At 49.9% G+C, this 25,088-nt stretch carries 22 protein-coding genes and 3 tRNA genes; 19 read left to right on the top strand and 6 right to left on the bottom strand.

Annotated features, from left to right (window positions below):
• Positions 1–32: 32 nt before the first annotated feature.
• The 8 genes from F3H12_RS08910 to hflX all read left to right on the top strand — a co-directional run bounded on the left by F3H12_RS08910 (position 33) and on the right by hflX (position 6,876).
• Positions 33–1,304 carry a UDP-N-acetylglucosamine 1-carboxyvinyltransferase gene (locus F3H12_RS08910; protein WP_149678995.1) on the top strand — a complete coding sequence of 424 codons (1,272 nt, stop codon included), beginning with the start codon at positions 33–35 and terminating at the stop codon, positions 1,302–1,304.
• A 12-nt stretch (positions 1,305–1,316) separates the two neighbouring features.
• Positions 1,317–2,108, top strand: coding sequence for an MBL fold metallo-hydrolase (locus tag F3H12_RS08905; RefSeq protein ID WP_149678994.1), 792 nt, complete (start codon positions 1,317–1,319; stop codon positions 2,106–2,108).
• Between the two features lie 35 nt (positions 2,109–2,143).
• Positions 2,144–2,587: a 23S rRNA (pseudouridine(1915)-N(3))-methyltransferase RlmH gene (gene rlmH / locus F3H12_RS08900; RefSeq protein WP_149678993.1), complete on the top strand. Its 444-nt coding sequence runs from the start codon at positions 2,144–2,146 to the stop codon at positions 2,585–2,587.
• A 95-nt stretch (positions 2,588–2,682) separates the two neighbouring features.
• Positions 2,683–2,955, top strand: coding sequence for a hypothetical protein (locus tag F3H12_RS08895; protein WP_149678992.1), 273 nt, complete (start codon positions 2,683–2,685; stop codon positions 2,953–2,955).
• Between the two features lie 79 nt (positions 2,956–3,034).
• Complete coding sequence (locus tag F3H12_RS13620) at positions 3,035–3,187, top strand: type II toxin-antitoxin system RelE family toxin (protein ID WP_340162580.1); 153 nt, start codon at positions 3,035–3,037, stop codon at positions 3,185–3,187.
• Between the two features lie 231 nt (positions 3,188–3,418).
• The gene (locus F3H12_RS08885; RefSeq protein WP_149678991.1) at positions 3,419–4,321 is read left to right on the top strand and encodes an AraC family transcriptional regulator; all 903 of its coding nucleotides are present in this window, start codon (positions 3,419–3,421) and stop codon (positions 4,319–4,321) included.
• A 156-nt stretch (positions 4,322–4,477) separates the two neighbouring features.
• Entirely contained in the window at positions 4,478–5,071 is a 594-nt protein-coding gene (locus F3H12_RS08880; RefSeq protein WP_243133242.1) for an HD domain-containing protein, read from the top strand.
• Complete coding sequence (gene hflX / locus F3H12_RS08875) at positions 5,071–6,876, top strand: GTPase HflX (protein WP_149678990.1); 1,806 nt, start codon at positions 5,071–5,073, stop codon at positions 6,874–6,876. The genes F3H12_RS08880 and hflX overlap by 1 nt, the downstream gene beginning before the upstream one ends.
• 35 nt (positions 6,877–6,911) lie before the next feature.
• Here the strand turns inward: hflX and F3H12_RS08870 are convergent, their stop codons facing one another.
• On the bottom strand, positions 6,912–7,436 hold the full coding sequence (locus F3H12_RS08870; RefSeq protein WP_149678989.1) for a DUF6512 family protein: 525 nt from the start codon (positions 7,434–7,436) through the stop codon (positions 6,912–6,914).
• 171 nt (positions 7,437–7,607) lie between these two features.
• On the opposite strand from F3H12_RS08870, the gene F3H12_RS08865 reads away from it, so the two are divergent.
• Positions 7,608–7,695: transfer RNA gene (locus F3H12_RS08865), tRNA-Leu, on the top strand.
• Between the two features lie 53 nt (positions 7,696–7,748).
• On the opposite strand, the gene F3H12_RS08860 is transcribed toward F3H12_RS08865, so the two are convergent.
• From F3H12_RS08860 to F3H12_RS08850, 3 genes are read right to left on the bottom strand one after another with little or no spacing between them, the layout of a single operon-like run.
• Entirely contained in the window at positions 7,749–8,654 is a 906-nt protein-coding gene (locus tag F3H12_RS08860; protein WP_188118462.1) for an RCC1 domain-containing protein, read from the bottom strand.
• A 42-nt stretch (positions 8,655–8,696) separates the two neighbouring features.
• Positions 8,697–10,385 carry a hypothetical protein gene (locus F3H12_RS08855; RefSeq protein WP_149678987.1) on the bottom strand — a complete coding sequence of 563 codons (1,689 nt, stop codon included), beginning with the start codon at positions 10,383–10,385 and terminating at the stop codon, positions 8,697–8,699.
• A gap of 18 nt (positions 10,386–10,403) precedes the next feature.
• Positions 10,404–10,739: a hypothetical protein gene (locus F3H12_RS08850; protein WP_149678986.1), complete on the bottom strand. Its 336-nt coding sequence runs from the start codon at positions 10,737–10,739 to the stop codon at positions 10,404–10,406.
• A gap of 419 nt (positions 10,740–11,158) precedes the next feature.
• Between F3H12_RS08850 and F3H12_RS08845 the strand changes: the two genes are divergently transcribed.
• Positions 11,159–13,507 (top strand): vitamin B12-dependent ribonucleotide reductase, encoded by a 2,349-nt coding sequence (locus F3H12_RS08845; protein ID WP_149678985.1) that lies wholly within the window; start codon positions 11,159–11,161, stop codon positions 13,505–13,507.
• Positions 13,508–13,751: 244 nt separating this feature from the next.
• On the opposite strand, the gene F3H12_RS08840 is transcribed toward F3H12_RS08845, so the two are convergent.
• A complete protein-coding gene (locus F3H12_RS08840) occupies positions 13,752–15,875 on the bottom strand; it encodes a methyl-accepting chemotaxis protein (RefSeq protein ID WP_149678984.1) in 2,124 nt (707 codons plus the stop codon).
• A 191-nt stretch (positions 15,876–16,066) separates the two neighbouring features.
• Between F3H12_RS08840 and F3H12_RS08835 the strand changes: the two genes are divergently transcribed.
• The 9 genes from F3H12_RS08835 to F3H12_RS08795 all read left to right on the top strand — a co-directional run bounded on the left by F3H12_RS08835 (position 16,067) and on the right by F3H12_RS08795 (position 23,280).
• Complete coding sequence (locus F3H12_RS08835) at positions 16,067–17,860, top strand: TIR domain-containing protein (protein ID WP_149678983.1); 1,794 nt, start codon at positions 16,067–16,069, stop codon at positions 17,858–17,860.
• Positions 17,861–17,946: 86 nt separating this feature from the next.
• The gene (locus F3H12_RS08830) at positions 17,947–18,537 is read left to right on the top strand and encodes a hypothetical protein (RefSeq protein ID WP_149678982.1); all 591 of its coding nucleotides are present in this window, start codon (positions 17,947–17,949) and stop codon (positions 18,535–18,537) included.
• On the top strand, positions 18,534–19,010 hold the full coding sequence (locus tag F3H12_RS08825) for an acyl-CoA thioesterase (RefSeq protein ID WP_149678981.1): 477 nt from the start codon (positions 18,534–18,536) through the stop codon (positions 19,008–19,010). The genes F3H12_RS08830 and F3H12_RS08825 overlap by 4 nt, the downstream gene beginning before the upstream one ends.
• Positions 19,011–19,112: 102 nt before the next feature.
• On the top strand, positions 19,113–20,633 hold the full coding sequence (locus F3H12_RS08820; RefSeq protein WP_149678980.1) for a hypothetical protein: 1,521 nt from the start codon (positions 19,113–19,115) through the stop codon (positions 20,631–20,633).
• A 168-nt stretch (positions 20,634–20,801) separates the two neighbouring features.
• The gene (locus tag F3H12_RS08815) at positions 20,802–21,479 is read left to right on the top strand and encodes a hypothetical protein (RefSeq protein WP_149678979.1); all 678 of its coding nucleotides are present in this window, start codon (positions 20,802–20,804) and stop codon (positions 21,477–21,479) included.
• Between the two features lie 492 nt (positions 21,480–21,971).
• Positions 21,972–22,151, top strand: coding sequence for a small, acid-soluble spore protein, alpha/beta type (locus F3H12_RS08810; RefSeq protein ID WP_149678978.1), 180 nt, complete (start codon positions 21,972–21,974; stop codon positions 22,149–22,151).
• 200 nt (positions 22,152–22,351) lie between these two features.
• A tRNA-Ser gene (locus tag F3H12_RS08805) sits at positions 22,352–22,442 on the top strand.
• 12 nt (positions 22,443–22,454) lie between these two features.
• Positions 22,455–22,546, top strand: a tRNA-Ser gene (locus F3H12_RS08800).
• A 296-nt stretch (positions 22,547–22,842) separates the two neighbouring features.
• A complete protein-coding gene (locus F3H12_RS08795) occupies positions 22,843–23,280 on the top strand; it encodes a hypothetical protein (protein WP_149678977.1) in 438 nt (145 codons plus the stop codon).
• 96 nt (positions 23,281–23,376) lie between these two features.
• Here F3H12_RS08795 and F3H12_RS08790 read toward each other — a convergent pair whose 3' ends face one another.
• Positions 23,377–24,717, bottom strand: coding sequence for a hemolysin family protein (locus F3H12_RS08790; RefSeq protein WP_149678976.1), 1,341 nt, complete (start codon positions 24,715–24,717; stop codon positions 23,377–23,379).
• Positions 24,718–25,088 lie beyond the last annotated feature (371 nt).

Here is a 25,088-nt window from a genome sequence, read left to right as displayed (position 1 = left end):
ACTGAAGAAGAAACCGGAAGGTTGGTGTTTATGTGGATAAATTACTTATCCGCGGCCCGAAACGCTTAAAAGGTGAAGTGACGGTTAGCGGGGCTAAAAATGCTGCATTGGGTGTCCTGCCGGCCGCACTTTTATTAAGCGATGCATGCACGATTGAGAACATACCGAATATCCTTGACATAGCGATTCTCAGAAGGATCATGGAATCCCTGGGAACCCGTTTCATAGATATCGATGCCAATACCTTGAGGGTGGACCCTACCAATGTATCGTCCTATGTTGCGACCAGCGAGGACATGCATCTCTTTCGGGGTTCCTATTATTTAATGGGAGCGCTCCTGGGAAGGTTCAGAAAGGCAGTTGTCACCTTTCCCGGCGGCTGCAATTTTGGCGTGAGGCCCATCGATCAGCATATCAAGGGCTTTGAGGCCCTTGGTGCCAAAGTAGAGATCGAGCACGGACACATCAAGCTGTCTGCCAGTAAGCTGACAGGGGCCAATATTTACCTTGATGTGGTCAGTGTGGGCGCTACCGTCAATATCATGCTTGCGGCTGTTAAGGCGGAGGGTGTGACCACCATTGAAAACGCGGCCAAGGAGCCGCATATCGTCGATATCGCCAACTTTTTGAACGCCATGGGAGCCGACATCAAGGGTGCCGGTACCGACATCATCCGTATCAGGGGCGTGAAGGAACTTAAGGGCAATGCGGTTCACAGCATCATACCGGACCAGATTGAAGCCGGTACCTATATGATCGCGGCCGCAGCCACCAAGGGTGATGTCCTGGTGAAGAACGTCATTCCCAAACATATGGAATCCCTGTCGGCCAAGCTTATTGAAATGAATGTCAAGGTAGAGGAGTATGACGACAGCATCCGGGTTTGGGGCAAGGATCGCCTGAACAGGGTCAATATCAAGACACTTCCTTATCCGGGCTTTCCCACCGATCTGCAGCCCATTATGTCGGTTCTGCTGCTGAGGGCCGATGGGATCAGCACCATAACCGAAAGCATCTTTGATAACCGTTTTCAATACATTGAGGAATTGAGACGAATGGGCGCAAAGGTCAGGGTTGAAGGCAGAATGGCCGTGATCGAGGGCGGTCATAAGCTTACCGGGGCGCCTATCAAGGCATTGGATCTGCGGGCAGGAGCTGCCTGTGTATTGGCCGGATGCATTGCAGACGGGGTTACAGAGATTTCCAATGTCCACTATATTGACAGGGGCTATGAGCGCATGGCTGAAAAGCTCACCAGCCTGGGCGCAGACATCAAACGCATATCCGACAACGAACCGGCATAGGGAGATACGTTCATGGTCAAGGTTTGCAGCTTGTTCAGCGGATCGAGCGGCAATTGCATATTCATATCATCTGGAAATACCTCCATTCTCGTGGATGCCGGAGTCAGCGGCAGGCGCATTGAGGAGGCCCTGACACAGATTGGCGAGTCCATCAAGTCAATATCTGCCATCCTCATTACCCATGAGCATAACGATCATATCAGCGGTGCCGGGATTCTTTCGAGACGGCACAAGATACCCATATACGCCAACAGCGGGACTTGGGCGGCCATGAGGCCTTTCCTGGGAAAGCTTCATCCGGATCATATCCGCGTCACTGAGGTATGCAGCCGGTTCACTATCGGGGATATTGATATCCGGCCTTTCCCTATTCCCCATGACGCGGCCTGCCCGGTGGGCTATAATTTCTTCATTGAGGACAAGAAGATCACCATTGCCACGGATATCGGCCATGTCAACGACGAGCTGATAGGCTGGCTGGAGAAAAGCCACATGATACTTCTGGAATCCAACCATGACATTGAAATGCTGAAAACCGGAAGATACCCATGGCCTCTCAAAAAGCGGATCATGGGCGATTTCGGGCATCTTTGCAATGAGCATACCGGAAAAGTGGTTGCCCATCTGGCCCAAAACGGCACCAAGTTCTTCCTTCTGGGCCATCTCAGCAAGGAGAACAACTATCCTGAACTGGCATACCAGACTGTCTGCAACGCGCTGGTTGAAAGGCAGATCTATCCCGATAAGGATGTCTTTCTGGACGTGGCCTACCGCGACCGGGTCAGCAGAATGATCTGCATTTAGACGCCGCGTTTCGTGGTTGTCGGATGGGGGAATCCATGAACATTCAAATCGTAGCAGTCGGAAAACTGAAGGAAGACTATTTGAAAGGCGCCCAGAATGAATATGCAAAGCGCCTTTCGCGTTTCTGCAGGCTCAGGATCCTGGAGGTTGACGAGGATATTTCCCCGGCAAGGGAAGCGGACCGGATCCGGAAAGCCCTGCCTGCCAACAGCCATGTCATCGCCCTGGCCATCGAGGGGAAGAAATACGATTCGGTGGGATTTGCCCGCCATCTGGAAAACCTCATGATTGGCGGCAGGAGCGATATCACCTTTGTCATCGGTGGCTCCGACGGTTTGGACAAATCCTTTCTGAAAGAAGCCGACGGCCTTTTGTCCCTGTCAGACATGACCTTTCCCCACCAGCTGGCCCGTATCATCCTGCTGGAACAGGTCTATCGCGCTTTCAAGATCATCAATAATGAGACCTACCATAAGTGAGAGAAAGGCAGTATTATCCTCATAACATAGTATAACATTCAGATGGGTTTGTGATATAATATTGGTGTAATATGTATAACAGGCAGGTGAATAATGTGAGTCCGCTATCGAGAGAGTTAATTATTAAGTTAGCAAAGGAAAATGACTCAGAACTTCTTAGAGAAGTCTTAAATTATTATGCCTTTTTAAAGAATAAAAAAGAGCAGGAAGCCAGGAAACAGTGGGAAAGCATTGAAGAAGTCCAGCCTGATAAAGAAGAAATTGAAATCATTAATGAATTTGAGAAAAATCGTGAAAGATTCGAGTTTGTCAGTATGGAAGAAGTTCTGAAGGAGTTAGGGATTGATGAATCAGAACTACAAAATTAACATAAGCAAGAATGCTTTGAAGTTTATTAACAAACAGGATAATTATTAAAGGAAGAGAATATTATCTGCCATTTATGGATTGCCTAAAGGAGATGTAAAGAAATTAAAAGGCTATGCGTATTATAGACTTAGAGTTGGGGATTTCAGAGTCATTTTTACTAAGAATGATAAAGAACTCGTAATACTGGTTATTGATATAGGAAATAGAGGCCAGATATATGATAATTTATAAATATGTCGTACATGATGTACGACTTTTTACTTAATATTCAGGGAAAGTCATGTATTCAGTAATACACGGTGAGACGTATCATAAATAGCGAGTCAGGAATTACACTTCGCTCTCTTATTCGCCATGCGCATTTTAAAGCAGCACCGTATCTTTGAGAGAAAAAGTCGGATATTAAGAATGGTTCCATGGTAAGATGGAATCATCCTAAGCATGTCATGGAGCGCTCCGGATATGAACTACTATGAACGCATCCAGAAATCCATTGATTACATTGAAAGCCATCTTGATGAAGAGATTGACCTGAGGCGTGCGGCACAGGAAGCCTATATGTCCCTGGCAAGCTTCTACAGGCTGTTCTTTGCGCTGGTGGGATACTCGGTGAAAGAGTACATCCGGCTGAGGAGAATCAGCCTGGCCGCCCGGGACTTAATCCATACGGATGCCTGCGTGATTGATCTTGCGGTAAAGTACGGCTTTGACAGCGGGGATGCTTTTTCGAGGGCTTTCAGGCGTATCACCGGATTTTTGCCGAGCGCGTTCAGAAAGCAGAAACGAAACTTTTGCTTTGAAAGGGTGGATTTGATGGAGAAGTTTTTTGATATCCAGGACAGAGCGCTTCTTGAAAAATATCCCGACATTAAAGTGCTGAAGAGGCTTGAGCCCATGCGGGTGGCCTATTACTGCTACTATGGCAGATATCCCGAGCACAACGCGTTCCAGGTCATGAAGGAATGGCTGAAGAAGAACCGGATCGATATCAGCAAGGCGCGCATATTCGGCTACAACAATCCTTCGCCTTCGGACGAAAATCAGGAAGAATACGGTTATGAGTTCTGCGTGACCCTTGATGATAGTACCACAGTCAACGATGATAAGGTTAAGGTAAAAACCCTGGAAGGCGGTCTTTATGCCGTGGCCGGTGTAAAACGGGAACGCGGCGATGATTTGGGCGAAGCGATCATGGCAGCCTGGAAAAGATTCAACGAATGGTTGAAAGACAGCAGATACCGGCATGGCAGCCACCAGTGGCTTGAAGAACACCTGGGTTTTGACGGGAACTTCAACCATATCGGCGGCATCGATCTGTATATGCCCATTAAAGAGAAAGACGTTTTCCATACAGCCGTCGAATGACAGCGGGTTCTATTGGACAGCTTTAATCCGCAGCGGGTTGAAAAAGCAACTCCAGCCTTTCAATAAGCCTGGGCCCTTGATGGTTCAGGCTTTTTGATCGTTGATCAGGGGGCTTGCATCCGTGTTATATAATTAAATGCAGGAGGGATCAGCATTATGGGAGAACACATTATGGGAGAACACATACCAACCAGAGACGAGGCCTATGCCTTGCTTTTAAAGTACAACAGCAATGAAAGCCTGATCAAACACGCCCTGGCCGTAGAGGGTGTCATGCGCCATTTTGCCGGTTTGTTCGGCGAGGATGAGGAAAAATGGGGCATTATAGGACTTGTACATGATTTGGATTATGAGAAATACCCCGAGGAGCATTGCAAAAAGGTGCGCGAGCTCCTGGAACAGGAAAACTGGCCCGAAAGCTACATCCGGGCGATTCAGAGCCATGGATGGAAGCTTTGCTGCGATGTGGAGCCTGTTGAGCGGATGGAAAACGTCCTTTACACCATAGACGAGCTGACCGGCCTCATCCACGCCACGGTCCTGATGCGCCCCAACAAGAGCGTGATGGACCTGGAGGTCAAGTCGGTTCTGAAAAAGATGAAGAGCAAGGGATTTGCTGCCGGAGTCAACCGGGAGGTTATCCGGGAAGGCGCAGAAAGGCTCAACATGGATCTGAACCAGGTCATTGAAGAAACCATTAAGGGCATGCAAAAGGTTGCAGACGCGATAGGGCTCAAGGGAGAGATCTGATGGAGATCGGCGGAAAAGTTCAGGGCCTGAAGAAAAGCCTGATACAGGCCTTAGAGGACTTATATGAACTCGAAATACCCCAGGACATGCTCTGGACCCAGGAGCTTGTCACCAGGCTTTCCAGGCTGTCCGGCGCCATGAACCGCGAAATAGCGGTGTACTTTGACCGAAAAGGGCGCATTACCAGCATCAATGTGGGCGACCATGCCACCGTCAGCCTGGATGCGGTGGAAGGAAAACGGAACGCCACAAGGCTTTCGGGCGTCCGCCTGATCCATACCCACCCGGGAGGCTCAGGCCATTTGTCCGAGGTGGATATCAGCTCCCTCAAGCTGCTGAGGCTTGATATGGTTGCGGCCGTGGGTATCCGGGAGGGAAGCCCTGCCGAAATCTATGTGGGCATTCCTTCCTCTCACAAAGCGGAAGTCGTGGATGTCCTGGGCCCGTTCCCGCCGGAAAAATCGAACTTTAAGGATTTACTGGAGCAGATTTCGGAAGCGGACATTTTTTTGCGGAACCAGCTTGAACCATCCGGCGATCAACGGGAAAAGGCTGTCCTGGTTGGCGTTAGAACGCCCGAAACACGTACTGTCGGAGGCATCAGCGAGGCGGACATCTCCATGGAAGAGCTCAGTGAGCTGGCCGATACGGCAGGCGCTGCGGTAGTGGCCAAGGTCATGCAGACCAGGGAGCGGAGGGACTCGGCCTACCTGGTGGGCAAGGGCAAGATTGCGGAACTCCGCCTGCTTGTTCAGGCTGAGGGGGCGGATCTGGTCATCTTTGACGAAGAACTGTCGCCATCCCAGCAGCGGAATATTGAGGAAATGCTGGGCGTGAAGGTTATCGACCGGACCGGGCTGATCCTGGACATCTTTGCCCAGCGGGCCCGTTCCCGGGAAGGTAAGCTGCAGGTGGAGCTGGCACAATTAGAGTACATGCTTCCCCGGCTAACAGGCCAGGGTACAGCCCTGTCCAGGCTTGGGGGCGGCATAGGGACCAGGGGTCCGGGTGAAACCAAGCTGGAAACCGACAGGAGGCACATCCAAAGAAGGATCTCCTACCTGAAGGATCAGCTCATAGAAATCAAGAAGCAGAGAGGTATACAGCGTGCCGAACGGCTGAGGAACCGGGTTCCCACCGTTTCCCTGGTGGGGTACACCAATGCGGGGAAATCATCGCTTTTAAACGCCCTCTGTGACGCCGAGGTCTATGCGGAAGACAAGTTGTTTGCAACCCTTGACACCACCAACAGGAGACTGGACCTGGGGGAGACCGAGATCCTGCTGACCGATACGGTCGGGTTTATCAGAAGGCTTCCCCATAACCTTCTGGATGCCTTTAAGTCCACCCTGGAGGAGACGGTTTATTCCGATGCGCTCATCATCGTGGCCGATGCGTCGGATCCCCTGGCGGAGGACCATATCCGCATTGTGGACGGGATTTTGGAGGAGTTGGGCGCTTCAGGAAAGCCCACCATTATCGCCTATAACAAGATCGACAAGATCCCTGATAGAAATTTCGCCCGCAGGACAGATCGGGTTTGTGTTGAGGTTTCTGCCCGTACTCACGAAGGCCTAGACAACCTGAAGGAGTGTCTGAAAAACCTGCTTGGCCGAATGGTGCGGCGGTACCGGCTCAGGATACCCTTCAATAAAGGGGGCAATGTCATTTCATGGCTCTATTCCAATGGCAAGGTGCTGGGCACGGACTACGACGAAAGCGCGGCCATCATGGACGTGGAACTGGATAAGGACGCCGCCGGCCGTGTGCTGGAATTTATCGAGGAAGTCGGCAACCCATCATGATGAAGCTCTGGCCCGACGCGTTGCCCAGGTCGTGCTCAGGACCTGCCGCCGGGTACGAACAAAGGCAATCCCCTGGGCGGGTACCAGGTAAAGAGGAAAAACACCAGGATCAGCAGAAACAGGAACGCCAGCGACAATGTTTGGTACCTGGAGCAACCCTCGATGCCGGATACACGGTAAAGGACGATCTGGCAGATCAGGCCTGATACCCAGGCGATGGCCAGATCGACGATGAACACATGGAAGCCCAGCATGCCGGTATAGCCGTAATACAGGAAGGGCACCGTGAGAAGGATTGAAAAAAGGGCGGGGGCAAGCCCGGTTATCAAGCTTGGAGATGCCTTGCCTTTCAGCAGGAATTGGACCAAATTGTAGAACAAGGCGCCAAAGAAGACGATCTTTGTATGCTCCCATATGCTTTCATTGACCGCGCAAATGAAAGACAGGGGATAGAAACGGGTGAATGTATACCCAAAATGCAGCAGGGAGGCTGCAACAAATATCCAAAGGCTTTCTGTCAGTAGATCTGCCTTGCTTTTTCTGGCAACCGCATTTTCCATGATTATCGCTCCATGATCTTCTCAGGCTTATTCTATGCCAGGTCTGTCCGAATTATTTCAAGAACAGTATGGCGCGAATGCCCGGTGTCCCATGTGCCCGGCCGTTTCCAGAATGGTTCTATTGACACTGAAAATCAGCTATTATAGAATAGGAATGTTAAAGAGGCATGAGCTCGTGTGGTGGAATTGGCAGACACAACGGACTTAAAATCCGTCGGACTAAACCTCCGTGCCGGTTCGAGTCCGGCCACGAGCACCAAAAAGGCTTCCGTTTAGTTCGGAAGCCCCTTTTATTATGTATTCTTATATACTCTATTCCTTACTCCGAAAAATCTCCGGGATATCGCATTGGCCGACATTATTGCCTCCCCATGCAACCAAAGTTCCATCTTTCTTTAATGCAATGACATGCTCGTCTCCAGCGGCAATTGAGACAACATCCTTTAAACCCTCCGGAATATCGCATTGCATGTTATCATTATCTCCCCAGGCCACTACCGTACCATCGCTTTTCAATGCCACGACAAATCCCCGTCCTGCATCTACTGCAATCACATCCTTTAAATTCCTGGAAACATCAGACTTTTCCAAGTAACTAATTCCCCAGGTAACAACAGTCCCGTCTTCTTTTAAGACGATTGTGGCGCCGGCTTCAGTCTTAAAATCCTTTATATTACCCAATCCCTTAGGTACAGAACATTCTCCAAAAGTATCCTTTCCCCAGCCAATCAATTTTCCATTCTCCTGCAAGGCAAGCATATGATTCCCACCTGCCGCAATTTTGCTTAAGGATTCAAGGTTTTCAGGAACTCTGAACTCTCCATCAGTCCCCCAGGTAGTAACTCTGCCGTTTTCATCAAGAACGGCAGTGAAGATGTTTCCCACATCTATTTGCTTTATTTTGCCTAAACATTCAGGGGTGTCTGCCTGCCCGTAAGTAGTATCGCCCAATGTGACAACCGTACCGTCTCGTTTTAATAAAACAGTATTATAGCGTCCAACAGCAATATCTATGACATCGCTGAACTCATTGGCGATAACACGCCGAACATCAATATTGTCACCCCACGCTATTACAGAACCATCATCCAAAAGAACGGCCGAATGATATCCCCCTGCACTTATTTTGACGATTTGGGGCGGCCTTTCCTCAATGCGGCCGCAACCTGCAAGAAGTATAACCATGAATATCTGTATGGCTAAAAAGATCTTTTTCATGGCCTCCCTCTTTCTCATTTACTTTTTGGGATCCGGACGAAGTTATTGATTCTTTAAATGGTTCAATATTCGTTGCTCTTCATCCGTGAAATCCTCAAATTTTGCTACTCTTGTGTAGTTTGGAAAGTAACCTATATACATAAGAACCGGGGCATTGTCCCAAAGAACCAGTTGCTTGATTGTATCCTTATTGATATCGACTATGGTATACCCTGATCTGCCATATACATAAAGCTTACTGTCTTTTTCAAGATAGCTATATATATCGCTCTCAATGTCAAGCAGACTTCTATTAAGTCCAAGTGTTTCCTTTCCTTCAAGAGTGCTTTTTGCAATATTATAATGTTCAAACGTGTTTATTGTTTCATTTTGCCTCCATGCTTCGGTGAATTGCCCATTATCATTCCAAATAAGCACTTGCGTAAAATCGTCTTTAACCAGATAAGTATTCCAGACAATGAAATCATTGTCATCAGGATATCGTAAGCCAAGTTCAACAAGATAATAATCTCTCAGATAAACATCAGCGGCATTTTTATCGGGAAAACGCTTAATCCGTAAGTCAGGTATATAGTCTGCATCACTAATCCAATATCGGTCTACAAAACTATAAACTCCAGTGCAATTCATATGTAATAGCCCATAGATAAATGATTCCGTGCTTATTTCCTCTTCTTCCATTGTAGATGAAGAACTCGAAGAGTAATTGTTCACAATGGCGGCTTTTTCAAGAGTGTTTGTGGTGGTGGGAATAACCTCTCCCCGCCCAATGACGGAACCTTCACCCATGAAAACGGCGGAATGATTAGCTCCAGCAATTGCTTGTACAATTCGGACTGGATGTTGGCTACAATTTTGCGCTGTTGGGAGTGGTCCATATGTGCTGACGTATCCAAACGTTTGGGTCGGTTTATGGCTGTCGCTGTGCGTCTTAAAACCAGCCAGAATTTTGTATTCTTCATCGCTAAAATATTCGAACCTATCGATTTTTGCATAGCTCGGGATATACCTTGAATACATAATAACAGGGGCTTGGATCCAGAGAACCAACTGTTTAACAGTATCTTTATTGAGATCAACGATGGTATATCCTGTAAAACCATATACATAAAGCTTGTTATCTGTTTCAATGTATTCATATATTTCGCTTTCTACATTGATCCCGTTTCTGTAAAGACCCTGTGTTTCCTCACCATTCAGATTGCTTTTTGCAATATAGTAATTGCCAAATGAAAGAATTATGTCATGTGCCCTCCATGCTTCGATTAATTCACCGTAAGCATCCCAGGCAAGAACCTGCGTGAAGTCTTCATTGACCAAATAGGTATTCCAGGCGACTGTTTCGTTGTCGTCAGGATACAACAATCCAACTTCAACAAAATAGTAATTTCTCATGTAGACATCAGCAGCTTCCTTATCCGGAAAACGCTTAATCTTTGTATACGGCACAGAATCTGTTCCATCTTTCAGGTACATATCATAAAAATGATGAACGTCAGCTACATTCGTCCGTATCAGATCATTGATTTTTAATTCAATCTTATATGGATCTTCTTTTATCGAAGGCGAACTTAAAAGGGTCTCAGATCCAGTGTCAGCTTCTGCAGGGGTTTCTGCAGGCGTGACTTCAGGACTGACTAATGGACTATCTATGCCTGTTGGTTGTTTAGTTGAGCATCCTGATACAAAAGTAAATGCAACTAAAAGACACAAAGCGATGAGTTTTCTCATTCTTCCGTCTCCTTTATTTTAACGATTACGGTGCTTCCAATGGGTCTTCCGGGATCTGTTTGCTATCTGATACTCTTTTTCGCGATAGCCCGACGCGGAATTAATTGCAAACATCGCCAGATCCTGCAGGTTTCGGTACGCTGTTTCCGTGTTGTTGCGCAGTCTTCCCAAAGCTTCCTTTAATGCTCGTGTGTTTGCTCTCACATAGCTCTCATGGTACTTCGCTTCTACAGTCTCTACCAATCTAGTCACCATATTATATACATACTGATACATGTCTTCTATGTTATAACTGAAATTCTTAAGCTGTCTTCCCAACTCCTCTATCCTGTCGGGATCCACATGCATTTTCATAATCCGTAAATCCCCCATCCTTTATCAATGCGTTGTCCAGATTTACAAATTCCTGATATAAACCTTTTTCTTATCGCTTTATCGCTTAAACAGCCGCTTTGCTTCGAAAAACAGAACATGCATAGTCAAAGAGAAACACTATGATATAAAATTTAAAGCAAAAATGACCTGTCAGCATCAGTATATCATGGGATTTAATTGCTTTCAATTTCATCAAATACTCTTCTTCCATGCAGTTGCGTATAAATGCCTGGCTTTATCGACATGCATCGTAAAACGCAACAATGAATGTAAAAATATGGTTATGACCTGCCTAAATTTTACGTGATCCTGATATATTTCATGCGCAACATATTGTTATTCAAAAACTTTCATTATACAATATGTATTAAAAAGAGATATGATCTTGGAGGATGCATATGAGACTCACGGAAAATGCCAGAAAGGTACTCGAGAAAAGGTATCTTGCCCGCGACGAGGACGGAAGGGTATGCGAAACTCCGGAAGATATGTTCCGCAGAGTGGCGGCAACCGTAGCATCAGCCGATAAGGACCGCCTGTCGGAGAAAGAACTGAAGAAGCTGGAAGAAGAGTTCTACGACATGATGGTGAACCTTGAGTTCCTTCCTAACTCTCCCACACTGATGAACGCGGGAAGACCTTTGGGACAGTTGTCCGCGTGCTTTGTCCTCCCTGTTGAAGACACGATGGAGGGTATCTTTGACAGCGTAAAAAACGCGGCGCTTATCCACAAAAGCGGCGGTGGAACGGGCTTTTCCTTCAGCAGGCTGAGACCGAAGGGTTCCAGCGTCAAATCCACCGGCGGCGTGGCCTCCGGCCCCGTTAGCTTTATGAAAGTATTCAATGCGGCCACAGAAGCCGTTAAGCAGGGTGGAACCCGCAGAGGCGCCAATATGGGAATCCTGAGGGTGGACCACCCGGATATACTGGAGTTCATTACCTGCAAGCAGAACAACGCGGATATCACAAACTTCAATATCAGCGTTGCCATCACCGAGTCCTTCATGAAAGCCGTTGAGCAGAATGCGGATTATGATCTTATCGATCCCAGGACCGGCAAGAAGACCGGATCACTCAATGCCCGTGAAGTGTTTGACCTCATGGTGAACATGGCATGGAAGAACGGCGAGCCGGGCATCATCTTCCTGGACCGCATCAACAGGGACAATGTGACCCCGCAGCTGGGCGAGATTGAGAGCACCAATCCCTGCGGCGAGCAGCCGCTGCTTCCCTATGAGGCATGCAACCTGGGCTCCATCAACCTGAGCCTGATGGTGAAGAGAGGCCGGGACAACATAATGGAAGTCGATTATGACAAGCTGAGGGAGACGGTGCGCAAGGCCGTTCGCTTCCTCGACAATGTGATCGATGTCAACAAGTATCCCCTGCCCGAAATTGACGAGATGACCCGGGGAACGAGAAAGATTGGCCTGGGCGTTATGGGCTGGGCCGACATGCTCCTGATCCTCGGCATCCGCTATGATTCCGAAGAAGCGGAAAAGCTGGCCGACGAGGTGATGGGATTCATCTCCCGCGAAGCCAGGAGAATGTCCCAGGAACTTGCGGAGGAGAAAGGCGTATTCCCTTACTACGACAAGAGCGTTTACAAGGAAGCCGGCATCAAGGTGAGGAACGCCACGACCACCACCATTGCGCCCACCGGCACGCTGAGCCTGATCGCCGGTACCTCCAGCGGCATTGAACCGCTGTTTGCCATCTCCTACATCAAGTACGTGATGGACGGCACCGAACTGGTGGAGGTCAACCCCTACTTCAAGGCGGCCTGTGAGGAAGCCGGACTGTACAGCGACGAACTGATGCGCGAGATAGCACAGAAGGGCTCCCTGCATGATGTGGAAGGGATACCACAGCACATGAAGGAGCTGTTTGTAACCGCCCATGATATCTCGCCGGAATGGCATGTGCGGATGCAGGCGGCCTTCCAGAGGCATACGGACAATGCCGTTTCCAAAACCGTCAACCTGAGAAAGGATGCCACCCTGCAGGACGTGGCCGATGTGTTCTGGCATGCCTATAAGACGGGCTGCAAGGGTGTTACCATTTACCGGGACGGCAGCCGTGAGGAGCAGGTATTGAACATCGGCAGCGTAAAGAAAAAGGAGGAATCGGCTTCCTCTTCACAGCCTGCTGCCAATACGGCCTGCGAGGATTGCCAGATCGCCGCCGAAATGACAAAGGGACACATACTTCCCAGACCCAGACCGGAGATCACCACCGGGTTCACCGAAAAGGTCAAGATCGGATGCGGTAACCTGTATATCACCGTTAACTATGACGATAAAGGCATTTGCGAGGTATTTACCAACACCGGCCGGGCCGGAGGATGTCCCTCCCAGTCCGAAGCCACCGCACGTCTCGTTTCCATAGCCCTGAGGGCAGGTATTGATGAAAAGGCTATCGTGGAGCAGCTGAAGGGTATCCGCTGTCCTTCCACCATCCGCCAGAGAGGCCTTAAGTGCCTGTCGTGTCCCGATGCCATCGGTCGCCTGATTGAACGGGTCATGAACCATCGCAACGGAAACGGCGATGTGTACAAGGAATCGCCCCAGGCGTCCGTGGTGATTCCGCGGCCCACAGCCCGCTATGTGAACCCGGACAGACCTGAGTCCGCGGATGATGCAAATAAAAACAGCGACTCCGGAAAATGCCCTGAATGCGGAAGCGGCGTGGAGCATGAGGGCGGCTGTGTGATCTGCAGAAACTGCGGTTATTCCAAGTGCGGATGAATTGTCAATCGGACAAGCCAGAAAGAACCAGTTTGAAGACTGAAAAATAGAATAAACTAAAGCCGAGAATCATTCTTAAGGGACATGATGAGTCCTCTATAGAAGGGCAGGGTGGGAAACCACCCTGCTTTTTTAAGCGGACAAAATTCAGTGTTCCTTTGCATCCTTCATGAAGGTTTATCAGGTGCTGGCCGGATAGGCGCCCGGAACATCCCGACGACCATTATGACCATGCAAGGCCGAATTAAACCATGAACACCTTCAATGCCTCCTTCAGACGATTGGCTTCCTCCTCCAGGAGCAGAGCCTTTTGCTGGAATGCTTTCAGTTCGGCCATTTGCCTTTCGGATGAGGCGGACAGTTCTTCCGTGGTCGCCGCTGTTTCCTGGGATACGGCCGATATGCTCATGATGGAACTGAGCACCTGGTTCTTATGCTGGGCCATTTCAGAGGTACTGGACCTGATGGCCCGGACCTTCTCCATCAGAAGATCCATGGAATCGGAGATCTCGTTGAAAGCTCCGACGGCTTTCTCAAGCGCGGTGTTCTGCTCGTTGAGGATGGCTTCTGTGGAATCGGCCTTTTTGACGGTAGTCCTGATGTGGGACTGGATCTCATTGACCAGGGCGGCTATATCCGAGGCGTAGGCAGCGGTCTGGTCAGCCAGGACCTTTACTTCTTCCGCCACCACGGCGAACCCGCGGCCCATTTCGCCTGCCCGTGCGGCCTCAATGGACGCATTGAGCGACAACAGGCGGGTTTGATCTGCCACGCGGCTGATGACCTTTACGATACTGGTTATTTTACCGCTTTGCATGCTCAGTTCATTGATATCGTCACGGACCTGACAGATGATCTGGTTGGTCTGTTGGGCCTTCTCGTCAAGCTCGTTCATGGTGGAGAGGGCATTCTTGGTCAGCCTGAAGGTGGTGCCGGAAACCTGCTCGATTTGGTTGGCGCTCTCTGCCACAACATTGATGCTGGCAGCCAGCTCACTGGTCTTTTTCACGCCTTCTTCCGTATCCATGGCCTGCGCATTGGCGCCCGAGGCGATTTCGCCTATGGCGGCCGTGATATCCTCGGTGATCTTTACGACCTCCTGGGTGGAGGTGGTAACGACAGAGGCCGATTCGATGACGCTGTTGGCCACCGAGGCTGCCTCGTTGATGAGACTGCGCATGCTTTCGATCATCTGGCCGATGCTGTTGATTAATGTACCGAATTCATCTTTTCTGTCACTGGACAACTTCTGCCTCAAATCTCCGGAAGCAGCGGTTCTGGCAAATGCGACGATCTTTTTCACGGCCGAGCTGACATTGCTGGAAATCATGAGGGCGATCAGACCCGATACCAATACGGCGATGGGCACGACCACCACCGTGATGCCCAGGATGCGGTTGGCACCGGCCTGGAGTATCTTTTTGGGGATGACGGTACCGATAACCATGGCATTTTTCGCAGCCTTGCCCAGGATGATAATCTCATCCTTTTCATCATAGACCTTGAGTGTCTCGTCGCTGTTCCTGAATTCCCCGTAATAGGTTTCTCCCGAAAAAGCGTATCTTTCTTCCGGGCCGGAGATGTCTTCAAGGCTTATGAATGCATTGTCAAAGCCGTCCTGGCTGATGATGTGGCTTTCGCCCATTCCGGCACCCATTCTCTCCACCATGCCGGCGACGACCTTGGGCGAGATTTCAATGATCAGGACGCCCAGCAGCTTGCCCGTATAAATGTCAACATACTGCATGACATAAGAAAGGGATGGCCCTTTGGCGGCCCGGCCACCGTAGAGGGCGGATATGGCGGTTGTATCGCCTATCCATAAGCTCCGGTCCTTTCCCGATATGAAGGCCTCAAAGAGGCTGATGCTTTTCAGCTGTTCCAGGGTTCGGATGCTGGGATTGGAATGGGTGAAAATGCTGTAATTTGCTCCGATGATGGAATAGTCCTTGACGTAGTCGTTGTTGGCTGTCATGGATGACAGCAGGGATTTTATCCTGTTGATCGTGTCGGTCTGCGTCATTTTATCCATTTCCATGAATTCCGGTTTCAAGGCGGTCCTCACGTCCGTGTTGGTCATAAGCTGCATGGCCTGGGATTCAATGATCTGTGCCAGCATATTGAAGAATGCGATTTCTCCGTTCACCACTTCCTGTGAGGAATTAATGGCAACCCTGGTGATTTCGCTCTTGGACAGGGAATAGGATGATGCGCCGATGATGACTATCGCCAGAATGGGAACGAGAAATGCGACCATTAACCTGGTTCCGAGCTTCAGCTGCGGTAAACCGAATCTCGGTAACTTGAGCCTGAAACCCTTAATGGCAGAGATGCTCGGTTTCAGGCCGGGCATTTTTTTCTTTGCCATAGAATTATCCCCCCGATAAAACCATTGGGTGAAGGCATATATGGGATATATGCCACTGATCTTTTTAGTATATTAGTATTTTACCAGAATTATTGAAAGTTGTCACCAGTTATTGGCCGGAGGAAATCAAAGTTGTATTGGTCTGGTGATTTGTGTAAAATAAAGGCGTTGTTTTACAGGAGGATTGCGGTATGGCGCATGATGTTTTCATTTCCTACTCATTCCATGACAAGCATGTGGCGGACGCCATCTGTTCGGCGCTTGAAAATGCCGGAATAAGATGCTGGATCGCTCCCCGCGATGTCCTGCCCGGAAAGGAGTGGGGAGAAGCCATTGTTGATGCCATAGGTGCCAGCAGGATCATGGTGCTGGTGTTCTCTTCCGCATCCAACAACTCGCAGCAGGTTTTGCGGGAAGTGGAGCGCGCGGTGCACAAGAACCTCATCATCGTTCCTTTCCGCATAGAAAACGTGCTGCCTACCAGGTCTATGGAATACTTTCTCTATTCCACCCACTGGCTGGATGCTCTGACACCCGAGCTTGAAAGGCATATCGAGGTGCTGATCGATGTCGTCAGCAAGCTTTTGGACAGCCACAGCCGGGAAAGACAGGTTGCTCCCGCCGGCAGGAAGGCCGGTTCCAGCAATGAAGGCCGGGCAGCCGGTCAGCCTGTAAAAAGAAAAAGGCTGGCCTTGTTGATTGCACCGTTAATTCTGGTGATTGCACTGGCGGCATTCCTGGCCGGCAGATTTTTGGGCCATTCCGAGGCGTTCCGCCCTGATACGGAACATGCGAACCAGAAGGCGCAGGGTTTGTCTGGCCGGGATGAGGCAGAAACGGCGGCAGAAGATTCCTCCCAACTGACGGGGAATCAGGATGCGGCAAATGCGGCCGGAACCACGGGGACCATCGATTCCCGACAAGCTGATGCTGCAGGCGATACAGCCGGTGAAAGCATCCCTGCGGAGCCGCCTGTGAAACAGGCTGAAGAATCAAATATGGCTTCGGCAAGTTCTGATAACCCGAAACCGAAAGGGGACGGAAAGGCCACTGCTCCTTCCCGGGTACAGGAAGAAAGCATACAGCTTAAAGTGGGGGATTACATCCGGTTTGGACGGTATAACGGCCAGCCGATCGACTGGCTGGTCATCCATGTGAACAGCAACGGGCAGCCGCTTCTTTTATCGTCAAAGATCCTGACCCTGAAACCCTTCGATGCCTCCGAAAGCGGTACCTACAATAGTACCGGCGACATCACCTTCGACAACAAGATGCCCCGGGAACAGGTGTATACCCATTATACGCCGGAGGATCTGCGGGCCATGAAGGGCAGCAATGCCTGGGTCAACTCCAATATCCGCGAATGGCTGAACTCGGACCAGAAAAAGGTGAGATATTCCACGCAGCCACCCGGCAAGGAAGCCGTCTGGTATGGCCTGAACGATTACGACAAGGAAATGGGCTTCCTGTATAACTTCACAGAGCAGGAAAAGGCCATGATCCAAACAGTCAGGCATAAAACGCTTGTCGCTGAAACGGATAAGGCCATGGCTGCAGGAGGAAATGCCCCCTATCGCTTTTCACGGGCCTCCCTGGAGGATGTGCTGTTCAATGCCGACCAGGCTTACTACATGGAAGTTGAGGACCGGGTTTTTCTGCTGTCCGTTGAGGAGGCCATTGAATACCTTTATGACGAGGGTCACCTGCTTACGGCCTATCCGACCGATGAAGCCATCAGGCGGGATGAGTCCGGCTGGTACAAGGATTTGAAAAATCAGGCCGGAGGCGCATTCATGTGGTGGCTTCGCACACCCAATGCCCAGACCCCCTGTGAGGTATGCATTGTAGGGGTGGAGGGAAACATCATATACAGCGATTATGCCGTATTGTGCGGCATAGGTGTCCGCCCGGCATTGTACCTTCGCACCTCCCGGCTTGCGGCCGACGGCACCGGTACCGGGGAAGATCCCTATGTGATGAAATAGGGGCCTGATGCCCGGATGGCGCGGAAAAACAAAATTGTATATAATAAAAGAAAATCCAGGATGGACTGAACACGGGAGGTCAAACTATGAAGGAGCATATTACGCCCCAGGATTTGCAAAGCCTGACAGCCAGCCAGAAGGAGATGCTCAGATCCCTCTGGAAACCCGAGGTAAACCAGATGGCGGTGGCATCCATCTGTACCAATGTGGAGACTGAGGAATACAAGGACATCGAGTTTGTGATCGGACAGGTCCTGATCGTCGATTCAGGCCGGTTCCCGAGGATCGTGCTCCGGCGGCTCAGGCTGACGGAGAATGAAAATGGTGAGGATGGGGATACTGCTCCTGAAAGCGATGCCGCCGAGGATATTTTTGATGAGGAGCCCGACGGTGATGCATATGATGGGGATTTCGATGCGCTTTACATTGAACCCGACGAATTCTTCAACCTGGAAGACTGCCTGCCCCTTCTGAGTATCGGGCAGATGATAGACTATATCCGGAAATCGAAGTTTGGCCAGCGCGGCTTCAAGCTGCTCATTCCCCCGGAGGAGGGCAAGCTCTTTGAGCAAAACACGTTCCGGCTTGAGGACAGCGATGAGGAAACTTATGAGAACGCAGAACTCTGCGATCTTCTGTGGGATATATTCAAAAGTTATGTTTTGGGAGTGCTATGAACGCGAAATCACCAAAAGAATCCATGATTGAAATGAATGAGCTGGTCCTTCCCAACGATACGAACCTTCTGGGAAACCTGCTCGGCGGAACCCTTTTGCACTGGGTGGACATCGTTGGGGCCATGGCCGCCCAGAAACATGCCAACAGCGTTGTGGCCACGGTCTGCATGGACAGCGTGGATTTCAGGGAACCGGTGCACATGGGGGAGATTGTCACGCTGAAAGCCCGGGTGACCTGGGTTGGCCGAACCTCCATGGAAGTCATTGTGGAGGTGTTTGCCGAGGATTACCTGAAAGGACGCAAGCGGTTCACCAACAAGGCTTACGTAACCTACGTAAGCGTTGATGAAAATGGGAAGCCCAGGGAAGTGCCGGGCCTCATTCTAGAGACCGAGGAACAGAAAAGGGAGTTCGCTGAAGCCGAAAAGCGCCGTGCGGAGAGGCTGAGCAGAAGGCAGAGCAGGCAGGATTGACAAGTCTTGAACGCCTGCGCCCTTGCCGGAAGTGTTTTTTCGTATGTCAAGTTAGGGTATAATGAAAAATGAAGGTGATTCAAGCAGCAAAGGATGGTTTGAATGACAGGCAGACAACTCTTGACAGCCCTTGCGCTCAGCCTTACCCTGGTCGTGTTCTCCGCGTGCGGCGGAAATCAGCAGGGTAAGCAGCCAGAGGAGAATCCCGGCACAACCGCGGTCAACAGCGAGAATGTTCCGAGTCCATCCGGCGGTACCAATGGAAATACCATCGCCAATGCGGGGGAACAGGTGATTAACCAGCAGGTAGTTGAGCTGCCTGATGCTGCTTTTCTGTCCGCCTATCCGGGTGTACTCCGGTGCATGTCCCTTACCCTGGAGCAGATCATCACGGTACTTGGCACGCATTTCGAGCTTTATGAAAATACTGCCCAGGGCTATGATATCTATAAATTCCCCGAACATGACCTTGTCCTGGAATATGACACCATCAGCGAGAAGCTTTCCACCATATGGGCGGGTAACACCCCCTACTATGTCTATTCAGGAACCATCGCAAGCTTTGATATTGATAACGATGGCCGGGAAGAGGAAATCGCCGCCTATGAGGATGCCAATCTCAACGGCAGGGTGACGGTTTTCAGCAAGGAAGGGCTCATCCTGGCCGATCAGACCACTGATTACTTCGGCGGCCGGTGCAGGATGCACCTGATGGTCGGTTACGGACCGGAAAAGGAAAGCCTCATCATCCTGGATACCAATAACCCGAAGGAATGCGAAGTCTTTTCCTACGCCAACGGCAAGCTGATCAGCATGCTTCCGCCTGCTCCGGCGAACACCGGCGAACATGCCATTGTGGAATCCGCCCAAGATCGTGTGATCCTGAAATTTCCCGACCAGGGTATTATCTATGACTGCCCCCTTCCACAGCATCTGATCCAGTCCTATCCTGAGGGAAGCACCGATTTCCTCTACCAGTTTGACAGAAGGATCAGGCCTGTCATCAAGGACAACGTGCTGTATCTTTCTGAGCGGACCAGCCTGCAAATCAAGTTCTATGGTATGGAAGAAGATTTCTCCACTTGCATTGATGTGGCACAGGTTGTCCGCGAATACCAATATGCAGGAGGCGGAAAATGGCAGCACCTTTCCACCACCGGCGGTCCCAAGTACGGGAAAAACTCCCTTGCTCAGGGTTTGCATGCCAATGATTTCCGAGTAGGGGATGTGGCCTTGTTGTCCCCCATCAGGGTTGTAGCGCCCAAAATTGGCATGAACCTGGATCAATACAGCGAATATGATCTTTTGGCCGGTATCCTGTACAGGCAGGGCGGGATCTGTGTTGGCGTAACCAACGAACTCGTCAGCTATATTTCGCTGGAGAAGGACGGGGAAGTTGAAACCAGCCGCGGCCTCAGGATTTTTCACTCCAAACAGCAGGCGATGGATCTTTATGGGCTGCCTGACAGGGGCTATTATGAGGACTCTGTCTGGACCTATTACAGGCTGAGGGACGAGCGAACGGCCGATGGGATCTATCGCATGGCCGATACCTTCAACATAGAATTTGATGGCGATTCTGTGAGAAAGATATGGATGTCTGAATATATCTCCATCTACTGACAGGCTTTTCGGAAATCCCGGGCCATCGTTGTGTGCAGCCCTGTTTTGACGTATAATAGGATCACGCTTGCAGGCCGAAATATGGCAGAAATGTGCAGGTCATTACATAGCTTCTGCTTTGGACAGTGACACGTGCACATTTCGTGCAATTTGCGGGAGGTAGAACGGATGAAGTGGCTGTCACGCCTTGAACTGAAATATGGCCGTTATGCCATCAGAAACCTGACCCAGTACCTGATTGGCATCAATATCGCTGTTTATGTGATAGTTTTTGTCACCCTGGATCCCAGCTTTCTGTTTCTGATCCCCAATGAAGTGCTGCGGGGGCAGGTCTGGCGCCTCGTCAGCTTCATCTTCCTTCCGGAGACCACCAATCCCATATGGGTGTTTCTGCAGCTCTACCTGCTCTATTTCATCGGAACGGCCATAGAGGGCGTGTGGGGAAGATTCAAATACAACCTGTTTTACTTCTGCGGCATGATCATTACCATCATTGCGGCATTCATATCCGGCCTTGGTGTTACCGGCCTTTATCTGAATCTGTCCCTGTTCCTGGCTTTTGCCACGCTCTTCCCGGAACAGGAACTGCTTTTCTTCTTTGTGCTTCCTATAAAGGTCAAATTCCTGGGCCTTCTGGAGGTGGCCTTTGCACTCTACCAGTTTGTTATGGCCGTTCGCATCGGCGCCTGGTATATTGTGGCGGCCATCGTTGCATCCTTTGTAAACTACCTGCTGTTCTTCGGTGGCGACATCATAAAATGGCTGCGGATGAAAAAGCAGGTCTATATGAACCGCAAGCGCTACTATGATCAGGTCAGGCCGTATAACCGGTACAGGAAGTACTGAGGGCTGATCTTAAGTGGAAGCAGACAGCCGGATTGCATTAATAAAGGGTTTGCGCCTTGTTTTGACAAAACTTCTGTTGAAGTTTCTGTGGATAGCTGTGGAGAAATCGACATATTACACTGCCGGGTTCTTTATGTAGCAATCCTGTAAAGAGCTTTTTTGACAAAATTATTTGATAATCTTGGTCATTTTACACAAAGGAGAGGCGTTCCATACGACACAAAATGTCAATAATTGATAAGAAGTTAAGTTGTAATGACGACTTGTGGACAAAACGTAAAACTATCCACAGAAAACCTGCTTAAATTGGAAATGCAGAGTAAAAAATCGCCAAAACCCGCATAAATAGCGGGTTTTAAAATTTTCATATTTTCCACAGCCCTGTGGATATCTGTGGATAACATTGGCTGAAGCAGTGGCAGAATAAAAAAAAACGGCATGGAGAACATAAGGATGTACGATCCCGGTTTGCTCGTAAGGAGGGATTCGTTCATGAGCAGACGAAAAGGCGTTATGTCGGAAAGTCTGAAGTATGAGATAGCCCGTGAACTTGGTGTGTATGATATCGTCAGCAGAGAAGGTTGGGGCTCAGTTTCCTCCAGAGACTGCGGTAACTTGGTCAGATTAGCAATCGAAAAGGCAAGCAGGAACTCCGCAAGTATGCCGGAATAGCTGAAACGGGGTAAAGGTTGTTCCGGCAGGGTAGCAGACGGGATCGTATTTTAATAACAGGGGGCATGGGAAACCATGCTCCCTCGTTATGCAAAGAGCGGCTATATGGCCAAAAAGCTCCAGTCCACAGGCGGCTTTGTCTGTTGACAACCGAAAGCCTGTATTGTAAAATAGAATGCGTCACGCTATGTGGCTAACGTGGAGAGATGGTCGAGCTGGTTTAAGGCACCGGTCTTGAAAACCGGCGTAGGCGCAAGCCTACCGTGAGTTCGAATCTCACTCTCTCCGCCACTCTTTTTCTTTGGAGAAGTACTCAAGTAGGTCGAAGAGGCGCCCCTGCTAAGGGCGTAGGTCGTTAACGCGGCGCGAGGGTTCGAATCCCTCCTTCTCCGCCAGCAATCGGAAAGCCTGACAGTGTCAGGCTTTTCTGATTTTATGCGCAGTATGGGTTTACGCTGAGGATTCTTTCCCGAAAAAATGGGCATGCGGCGTCATTAAGCGGCTCTGCCGTAAGAGCCGTTTTTTGCTGCCCATCTGTATCCCTTTGGCATACTGATTGACGATGGCAAAAAATCGCAATAGAATAGATTCCATCAGTCTGCTGAGGATGCAGATGCGCTTCGGCCGTTATCAGGCTTTAAATGCAACAGGTCAAGCGGTGACTGAATGATAAACACCTGGGGGAGTGCTAATGAGCAAAAGCAGATATCTGGCGATACTTTTGATGATTGCAATTACCATTTCGGGCTGTGGTACCGACAGAAGCAAGCACGGCGGCAACAGTAACGGGAACAAAAGAATTACTGAAAGCCTGGAACGGTTCGTGGGCGGATCCATCGAGGAACTGTCCGCGTTTTTAGGCGAAGAACCTGTTCTTGAAGAAATGGAATACAGCGATGAGGGGTATCCAACAATCGTCAACTTTGAATTTGAAAAAAGTGATATATCCGGTATGTTGAAGGTTGACTACATCCTGGTGGCCATGACAGGGGATTCCGCCTTGCACATCGAGGAAATAGGAGTCTGGCTGCCCTATGAGAATAGGCCAGGCATCGTGATGTATGATGATGTGAGTATCTCCAGAGTTTGCTCTCGGGGGATAAGGATAACGAGATTCTGTACAAGCTGACCGGTGAATGGCCGGAATAGACGAAACAGGCTCTGCAGCTTTCAAAGGCTGATGCAGAGCCTGTTTTTTATACCCTAAAGTCCAGAAACCTTTTTATTACCCGTTAACGATGGCCTGTTTGCCGGGTTCCGACAGGCTGACGATGGCGCTTTCCAGCCGGCGATCCTTGATTTTCTTCACCTTGATGATCAAACCATACTCTTCAAGCTCCGGCGTGCTGCCATCGTCGGGGATGCTTCCCAGAAGCCCGAAAACCAGGCCGCCGAAGGTGTCGTATTCATCCTCGGGAAGCATCACACCAAGATTCTTGGACACCTCGCTCAGCGATGCGGTACCCTGTATGCGCCAGGTTTTTGAATCGATGCGTTCGATGGGCGGGGCCTCGGCCGGGATGGTCATGTCGTCTTCCAGGTCGCCCACCAGTTCCTCCAAAAGATCGTTCATGGTGATGATGCCGCTCATGCCGCCATATTCGTCCACCACGACAGCAAAATGCCTTCTGGTTTTCTTCATATTGCGAAACAGGACGTCCGCCCGGACAGACTCGGGAACAAAGTATGCAGGTAGCACGGCATGCTTCATCACTTCTTCACGGCACTTGTCCTTCAGCCTGAAATAGTCCTTTGCGTTCAATACGCCCACAATGTTGTCGGGGCTTTCCGAGCAGATCGGGTAGTAGGAATGCCGGCTCTCAACAATGGTCTTTTCCCACTGTTCATCGGTTTCATCGAGCCACAGGAGGGAAACCTCCGTGCGATGGGTCATGATTTCTCCGGCGGTGATATCGTCAAACTCGAATATATTCTGGATCATGCTCTGCTCTTCAGGTTCAATGGTCCCTTTCTTTTTGCCTGCATCCAGTATCATGAGGATCTCTTCCTCGATGTTCTCTTCATCCTCGCTGTTCGGATCCACGCCCAAAAGCCGCAGGATCCCGTTGGTTGACACAGTGAAGAGCCAGACGGCGGGCGTAAAAATTCTCGATACGGTATAGATGACCCCGGACATGCCCAGGGCGATCTGTTCGGCTTTTTTCATGGCAAGGCGCTTGGGGATGAGTTCGCCCAGCAGCACGGTGAAATAGGTCAACAGAATGGTGATGATGGCAACCGACAGGATGTTGATGACGGCAACAGGGATGCGGATACCCAGGCCGACCAGCCATGCCTCAAGCCGGTCCGAGAAGTTCTCGGTGGCAACGGCGCTGCTCAAAAGATTGACCAGCGTGATCCCGACCTGGATGGTTGCCAGGAAGACGGCGGGCTGCTCAGTAAGCCTGGTAAGATGCAAGGCCCGTTTGTCGCCGGCAGCCGCAAGCTTTGCCAGCTTGTTGTCGTTCATCTTGATGACGGCTATCTCCGCACAGGCAAACATGGCGTTGAGAAAGATGAATACGAGCTGAAGCAGGAACAGCCATAGCAAGGGATTGTCGTCCAAACTAAAACCTCCTAATCATTTCATGGATGCCCCAGGCCTTCCGGGGCCCATGGAACTGTAAATAAAAACACATAACAACAAGGACAATGCAAGATTGCCCTGTGTTATGTGTATACGGCTCATCTTTATTTTATTGCTCATTAAAACAAATCTGCTGTATTTGCGACTTGGCGGTTCAATATCAGAAACAGATGAGTCTTCCACCGGATGATTCTCTCCTTTTATGGATCAGTATATAAAAATGTTGCGGGAAAGTCAAATTCCCCGATACCGGGAGACGGTGTCAACTTGTTGTAGGATTTTGCTAGACACCTTCTTTGGAGATTACTAAATAATGCTCATACTAGCCGCTATTGCTTTCAATTGCTTAA

The sequence above is a fragment of the Thermoclostridium caenicola genome, from assembly GCF_900142095.1.
In the GTDB taxonomy this organism is placed as follows: Bacteria; Bacillota; Clostridia; order DSM-8532; family DSM-8532; genus Thermoclostridium_A; species Thermoclostridium_A caenicola.
The sequence above is the reverse complement of the archived record's forward strand: the minus strand, read 5'-3'. Positions and strand labels throughout refer to the sequence as shown.